The sequence below is a fragment of the Micromonospora sp. NPDC005161 genome (assembly GCF_053599855.1).
Map to the genome: position 1 here is coordinate 270,506 of NZ_JBSFYQ010000005.1, position 7,059 is coordinate 277,564.

Genomic DNA, 7,059 nt, shown 5'->3' on the forward strand with positions numbered 1-7,059 from the left:
GTACGGGCATGTCCGTTGACGGGTGGAACACGGTCCTGGTTCTCGGCGGTATCCGGTCCGGCAAGTCCGAGTTCGCTGAGTCCCTGGTCGCCGACGCGCCGGTGGTCCGCTACATCGCCACCGCAGGGGAGGGCGACCCGGAGGACACCGAGTGGGCGACCCGCCTGGCGGCGCACCGCGCCCGGCGGCCGGGCAGCTGGAGCACCGAGGAGACCGCGGCCGACCCGCGGCGGCTGGCCGACGTGCTCGCGTCCGCCCAGCCGAACGAGACGCTGCTCGTGGACGACCTGGGCGGCTGGGTGACGGTGCTGCTCGACCCGAAGCACCAGCCCGCCGACGACGTGGCGACCATCGCTGAGCTGGCCGAGGCGATCCGCGCCTGCTCGGCGCGGGTGGTGCTGGTCAGCCCCGAGGTCGGGTTGTCCCTGGTGCCGACCACGCCGCTGGGCCGGGCGTTCACCGACGCGCTCGGCGCGGCCAACCGGGCCGTCGCCGACGCCTGCGACGCGGTGGTGCTGGTGGTCGCCGGCCAGCCGGCCTGGCTGAAGCCGACCGTGCCGCCCAGGACCGCCGCCGTGCCGCCCGCGACCGCCGCCGTGCCGCCCGCGACCGTCGCCGTGCCGCCGGCACCCGCCACCGGGACCGCGCCGGTCGGGCCCGGGCCGGTCGGAGCGGATTCGGCCGACGTCGAGACCGCCCCCGAGGTGCAGCTGCCGGACGTGCTGACCCACGCGCCGCCGGCGGCCCCGAACCAGGAGCCGGGCAACCCCTGGGCCGCGCCGACCATGGCGCTGCCCATGGTGGCCACCGGGCTGGTCATCCAGCCGGGAATGGAGCTGCCGATGCCCGACGAGTACACCGGCCCCCAGGCGGTGGACCGACTGGCCACGTTGGACGTACCCGGTGCCGGGCTGGGCGTGCTGGACCGCGTCGTCGGCTTCGCCGCCGCCACCCAGGGCACCTCGACCCCGGTCGCCTGGAATTCCGTGCGGGTGCTGCTGCTGCACGGTGACCACGCCGGTGGCGCGTCGGCCGGCACGGTCGCCGGCGAGTCGGCGCGCCGGGCCGGGCAGGCCCGCGCCGGCCAGGGCGCGTTGGCCCGGCTGGCCGCCGAGAGTGGGGCCAGCCTCCAGGTGGTGGACACTCCGGCCGCCGCGCCGATGGAGGACGAGCCGGCGCTCACGCCCGAGCAGGTGGACTCGGCGCTGCGCTACGGCTGGCGGTTGGCCGAGCAGGCCGCCGACGCCGGCGTACAGCTGCTGGTGCTGGCCGCGTGCGGCGCCGGCACCGAGGCCGCCGCCGCGGCGGTGCTGGCGGCCACCGCGGGCGCGGAGCCGCCGGCCGTGCTCGGCCGGGTGATCACAAACTCCGGCGAGATCGACGACGCGGCCTGGATGATCCGCTGCGCGGCGGTACGCGACGCGCTGCACCGCACCCGCCGCTCGCCTCGGGGTGCCAAGGACGTGCTGGCCGAGCTGGGCGGCGGCGACGTGGCGGTGGCCACCGGCGTGCTGCTCGGCGCCACCGCCCGCCGGATTCCGGTGCTGTTGGACGGGCCGGTCGGGCTGGCCGCCGGCATGGTCAGCCGCGACCTGGCCGGGCAGGCGCGGCACTGGTGCCTGCTCGCCGACCACGGCGGTCACCCGGCGGTGCGGCTGGCCGCCGACGTGCTCGGCCTCACCCCGCTGCTCGACCTGCGGCTGGACCTCGGCGAGGGGGCCAACGCGCTGGTCGCGCTCCCGCTGCTGCGCTCGGTGCTGTCCCTGGCCGCCGCGCTGCCGGTCCACCCGTCGCTGGCCGGCGAAGGGGAGCCGGACCAGGGCACCGAGGAGCCGGAGGACGCCGAACCGGAAGACGCCGAACCGGAGCCAGCCGGGCCGGGTCCGGCCACCACCACTGGGGCGGACGAGCAGGCGGCGTCGGGCTGGCGTGCCGGCTGAGTCGCGGCTCGCCGCGGGGGCCCGGCTGGCGGTCACCACGTTCAGCACGTTGCCGGTCCGGGCCGGCCGGATCGACCGCCCGGTGGCCGGCACCGCGATGGCGCTCGCCCCGGCGGTCGGCGCCCTGCTCGGCGCGCTGCTGGCCGGCGTGCTGCTGCTGGCCGGCGCGTTCGCTCCCCCGCTGGTGACCGCCGGCGTGACGGTGGGTGCCGCCGCCCTGCTCACCCGGGGGCTGCACCTGGACGGGCTGGCCGACACCGTGGACGCGCTCGGCTCGTACCGGCGGGGCGCCGCCGCTCTGGAGATCATGAAGAAGCCGGACGTCGGCCCGTTCGGGGTGGTCGCCCTGGTGGTCGTCCTGCTGGTGCAGGCGGCGGCGCTCGCCGAACTGGCCGGTCGGTCCTGGCCCGCGTGCCTCGCGGCGGTGGTCGCGGCGACCGCCGCCGGGCGGCTGGGTGTGACGGTGGCCTGCCGGCGGGGCGTGCCGGCGGCCCGCGCGGACGGGCTGGGCGCGTTGGTGGCCGGCACGGTGGGCCCGGTGGCACTGGCCGCCGGCGCGGTCGCCGTCGTGCTGCTGGCGGTGCCCGCGGTGCCGGGCCGCCCGTGGCAGGGGCCGCTGGCCGTCGCCGCCGCGTTCGCCGTCGCGGTGCCGCTGCTGGCCCACGTGGTACGCCGGCTCGGCGGGATCACCGGCGACGTGCTCGGCGCGACCGTCGAGGTGGTCACCACGCTGGTCTACCTGGGTCTGGTGCTGTCCGGCTGAAGCCGGCGAGGCGAGCCGGGTAGCGTTCGGCTCGACAGCACCGGACGGCCACCGGGGGAACGAGAATGCTCATCACGGACGACTTCCTGCCCGTACCGGTCCCGGAGTCGCTCAGCGCGACCTACCTGGTGCCGATGGCGGGGCTGCCGAAGGTCAGCGCGAAGACCGCGGTGGCGGCGCTGACCGGCCGGCTGGCCGAGCCGGTGCACGGGCTGGCCCGGCAGATGCTGGACAGCCCACTGATGAGCGTGGACACCCGGCCGATCGCCGAGTTCCCCGAGCTGCCACCGGATCTGCTCACCGCGTTCGGCGCCACCGAGGAGCAGTTGGCCCGGCTGGCGGCGTCGACCCACCTGGTGGTGGTGCAGGCCGAGTACCGGCCCGGCTGGCCGCCGGCGCACGAGTGGGCGGCCCGGGCGGTGGCGGCTGCGGTGGCGGAGTCCGTCGACAGCGACGTGGTGGACGTCTTCGGCCTGCAGTTCCTCGACCCGGCGACCGCGCTGCGCTCACTCCCGGACGAGCAGGGCCGGATCCGGCTGGTGGACTGGGTGCTGGTGCCGTACTCCTCGGACGTGGAGGGGTTGTGGTTCACCACCAAGGGGCTGCGCCGCTTCGGGCTGCTGGAGTTGCAGACCCAGGGGGTGCCCGACCACCTCACCCGGGCCTGGGGTGCGGTGATGACCGGGGCGGCACGACGGCTGCTGCGGGACTGGACCGACGGGCTCTCCGGCGAGGAGGTGCCGGCGTTCGTACAGTTGCCGGTGCTGGCCACGGTCACCGGACACGACATCGCGGTGGCGTACGGCAACCCGGAGCAGCACGGTGCGACGGCCCCGGTGCTGCTGCGCCTGGAGCTGGACCCCGCGACCGACCCGGAGGCCGACTCGTTCCTCAGCCTGCGCCCGCCGGCCGGGCATCCCGGTCCGGACGGGCGCTACTACGCCGCCGCCTGCGCGACGCTGTTCTCCGGGATCCAGCCGGACGTGCGCTACGCCCGCTCCGGTGACGCGATGAGCCGGGCGGTCGCCACCGCCCGGGCCGCGCTGGACGACGCCCGGACCCGGTTCGTCGCCGGCCAACTGCCGCCCGAGGCGCAGCTGGTGGTCAAGTACGGCCTGCCCGGTGACGACGGCCCGGAGTACGTCTGGGCCGGCGTCACCTCGTGGGAGGCCCCGGAGCGGATCGTCGGGGTGAGCGCCAGCGACGCCGCCACCGACTCCTCGGTGCGGATCGGCGCCCCGGTCGTGGTGGAGTCGACCGACGTGGTCGACTGGGCGGTGCTCGACGCCACCGGCGTGATCGAGGGCGGCTGGACCCAGGCAGTCCTGGACTCCGGCGAACCCCCCACCCCCAAAATCCCCTGACCCCGGTTGGGGGGTTACTTGACTGAGGGGTTGACGAAGGGGGGGCGGGTTATCTGCATGGGGGCTCGGCGGCCGCGGATCTCGACCTCGACGAGATCGCCGTCGGCGAGCTTGGCGTCGGTGTCCAGCAGGGCCAGCGCGATGCCCTGCTTGCGGGTCGGCGAGAAGGTGCCGCTGGTGACCGTGCCGACCTGCACGTCACCGACGTGCAGGGTCATCCCGGGCCGCGGAATGGCCCGGTCGACGGCCACCAGGCCGCGCAGCGTACGCCGGGGGCCGTCGGCCTTCTCGGTGCGCAGCGCGTCGCGGCCCCAGAAGGCCGGCTTGTCCCAGCCCACCGCCCAGCCGGACCGTGCCTGCACCGGGGTGATGTCCAGCGACAGGTCCTGCCCGTGCAGCGGGTAGCCCATCTCGGTGCGCAGCGTGTCCCGGGCGGCCAGGCCGCAGGCGCGCAGCCCGAAGCTCTCGCCGGCGGCGAAGAGCGCGTCCCAGACCGTGACCGCGTGCTCCGACGGCACGACCAGCTCGTAGCCCAGCTCGCCGGTGTAGCCGGTGCGGCAGACCGTCAGCTCGACCCCGGCCAGGCTGGCGGCGGAGAAGCTCATGTAGCCGTGGTCGGTGGGCAGGCCGAGGGCGCCCAGCAGCTCGGCCGAGCGCGGGCCCTGCACGGCCAGCACGGCGTACGCTTCGTGCTCGTCGGTGACGGTGACCTGCTCCGGCGCGGCGGTCCGCAACCGGCGGACCACCTCGGCGGTGTTCGCCGCGTTCGGGATGAGGAAGACGTGGTCGTCGGCGTACAGGTAGGCGATGATGTCGTCCACCACGCCGCCGGTGGCGTCGTCGCAGCAGAGCGTGTACTGCGCCCGGCCCGGCCCGATCCGGCCCAGGTCGTTGCTGAGGCAGGCGTTGACGAAATCGGCGGCGCCGGGGCCGCTCACCCGGGCCTTGCCCAGGTGCGACACGTCGAAGACCCCCACCGCGCTCCGCACCGCGGTGTGCTCCTTGAGCACCCCGCCGCCGGCGTACTCCAGCGGCATCTCCCAGCCCCCGAAGGGGGCGAACTTGGCGCCGGCGGCGGTGTGCCGCTCGTGCAGCGGGGAACGGCGCAGCCGGGTCGCGGCGGCATCGGAGGTCACTTCGGTCATGGGTGGCAACTTACCGGGGGCAGCGCCGCTGGTTAGCATCGGCGGGACCCGTCGGCATCATCGGCGGGACAGCCCTGACGTCCGGCGGGTACGTTCCGCCGGAGACCTTCATCGCCGGTACGCGACGACGCGGCCGGCCCGGCCCGCCCGGAGTAACTTCAGTGACATCGCCCCGCACCACAACCCTGAGCCTGGTCGACACCGACCCGGCGGAGCTCGCCGTCGACGCGATCGTGATCGGCGTGCACAGCCAGACCGGAGAGCAGGGCGCCACCAGCGGCCTCGCCGGCACCCTGCTGCTCGCCAGCGGCGCGGAGAGCATTGCCGCCGCGTTCGACGGCAAGCTGACCGAGACGCTGGCGCTGCTCGGCGCGACCGGTGGCCCGGGCGAGGTGATCAAGCTGGCCACGCTGGGCACCGTCACCGCGCCGCTGGTCACCGCGGTCGGGCTCGGCCCGGAGCCGTCGGGCGCCGCCCCGGCCCCGGAGACGCTGCGCCGGGCGGCCGGCGCCGCGATCCGGGCCCTGGCGGGCGCGCAGAAGGTGGCGCTGGCCATGCCGCTGCCGGACGACGCCGACGCGCCGGCCGCACTGCGCGCGGTCGCGGAGGGCGCGCTGCTCGGCGGGTACCGGTTCGCGGGCTACAAGACCCGGCCGCAGCCGACCCGGCGGGAGCCGGTGGCCGAGGTGCTGGTTTCGGTGCCGGATGCCGGCGACGCGGGCGCTCTGGCGGAGATCAGCCGGGCGCAGGTGGTGGCCGGCGCGGTCCGGCTGAGCCGGGACTGGGTGAACACGGCGCCGAACGAGCTGCGGCCGCCGGTGTTCGCCGACGCGGTGGCCGACGCCGCCCGGGCGGCGGGCCTCGGCGTCGAGGTCCTGGACGAGGCGGCGCTGGCCGCCGGTGGGTATGGCGGCATCATCGCGGTCGGGCAGGGCTCGGAGGCCCCGCCGCGCCTGGTGAAGCTCACCTACACGCCGGAGGGCGGCGGCAGCGGTAAGCGGGTCGCGCTGGTCGGCAAGGGAATCACCTTCGACACCGGCGGCATCTCGATCAAGCCGGCACAGGGCATGTGGGAGATGAAGTCCGACATGGCGGGTGCCGCCGCGGTGGGTGCGGCCATGCTGGCGATCGCCGCGCTCAAGCCGGCGGTGGCGGTAAGCGCCTACCTGCCGATGGCGGAGAACATGCCGTCGGGCACCAGCTACCGGCCGGGTGACGTCATCAGCATGTACAGCGGCAAGAAGGTGGAGGTGCTCAACACCGACGCCGAGGGCCGGATGATCCTGGCCGACGCGATCGCCCGCGCCTGCGCGGACGGCACCGACTACCTGTTCGAGACCTCCACCCTGACCGGCGGCCAGGTGATCGCGCTGGGCAAGCGGATGGCCGGCGTCATGGGCAGTCCGGAGCTGTGCGAGCGGGTCCGGACGGTCGGCGACGCGGTCGGCGAGCCGGCCTGGCCGATGCCGCTGCCGGACGACGTGCGCAAGGGCATGGACTCCGACGTGGCGGACATCTCGCAGGTCAACGCCGGGATGGACCGGGCCGGGCACATGTTGCAGGGCGGTGTGTTCCTGCGCGAGTTCGTGACCGACGACGTGGCCTGGGCGCACATCGACATCGCCGGGCCGGGCTACCACTCCGGCGAGCCGACCGGCTACCTGACCAAGGGCGGCACCGGTGTGCCGGTCCGCACCCTGGTGCAGCTGGTCGAGGACGTCGCCGTCAACGGCTGACCGATGCAAGGAGGGGCCCCTTATTAACGCCTGGCGGGTGTTATGGGGGGCCGCGGGGGGGGGAGGGAAGCTTGGGGTGGGGGGTGGGGGGGGCGTGTTTTTTTTTCTTTG

The 7,059-nt window shown here is 75.4% G+C and carries 5 protein-coding genes; 4 read left to right on the plus strand and 1 reads right to left on the minus strand.

Annotated elements, in window-relative coordinates; translation table 11 throughout:
* The first annotated feature begins 8 nt into the window (after window positions 1-8).
* The 3 genes from ACWD5O_RS07875 (at window position 9) to ACWD5O_RS07885 (ending at window position 4,067) form a co-directional block, all read left to right on the plus strand.
* On the plus strand, window positions 9-1,940 hold the full coding sequence (locus ACWD5O_RS07875) for a bifunctional adenosylcobinamide kinase/adenosylcobinamide-phosphate guanylyltransferase (RefSeq protein WP_450084886.1): 1,932 nt from the start codon (window positions 9-11) through the stop codon (window positions 1,938-1,940).
* A complete protein-coding gene (locus ACWD5O_RS07880) occupies window positions 1,930-2,703 on the plus strand; it encodes an adenosylcobinamide-GDP ribazoletransferase (RefSeq protein ID WP_354965090.1) in 774 nt (257 codons plus the stop codon). The genes ACWD5O_RS07875 and ACWD5O_RS07880 overlap by 11 nt, the downstream gene beginning before the upstream one ends.
* A 65-nt stretch (window positions 2,704-2,768) precedes the next feature.
* Window positions 2,769-4,067, plus strand: coding sequence for a DUF2314 domain-containing protein (locus ACWD5O_RS07885; protein WP_354965091.1), 1,299 nt, complete (start codon window positions 2,769-2,771; stop codon window positions 4,065-4,067).
* 14 nt (window positions 4,068-4,081) lie between these two features.
* On the opposite strand, the gene gcvT is transcribed toward ACWD5O_RS07885, so the two are convergent.
* A complete protein-coding gene (gene gcvT, locus ACWD5O_RS07890; RefSeq protein ID WP_354965092.1) occupies window positions 4,082-5,212 on the minus strand; it encodes a glycine cleavage system aminomethyltransferase GcvT in 1,131 nt (376 codons plus the stop codon).
* A gap of 161 nt (window positions 5,213-5,373) precedes the next feature.
* Between gcvT and ACWD5O_RS07895 the strand changes: the two genes are divergently transcribed.
* On the plus strand, window positions 5,374-6,948 hold the full coding sequence (locus ACWD5O_RS07895) for a leucyl aminopeptidase (protein ID WP_354965093.1): 1,575 nt from the start codon (window positions 5,374-5,376) through the stop codon (window positions 6,946-6,948).
* Window positions 6,949-7,059 lie beyond the last annotated feature (111 nt).

Coding starts and splice junctions, on each gene's coding strand:
- ACWD5O_RS07875 (WP_450084886.1), top strand. CDS start 9: ATGTCCGTTGACGGGTGGAACACGGTCCTGGTTCTCGGCGGTATCCGG.
- ACWD5O_RS07885 (WP_354965091.1), top strand. CDS start 2,769: ATGCTCATCACGGACGACTTCCTGCCCGTACCGGTCCCGGAGTCGCTC.
- gcvT (WP_354965092.1), bottom strand. CDS start 5,212: ATGACCGAAGTGACCTCCGATGCCGCCGCGACCCGGCTGCGCCGTTCC.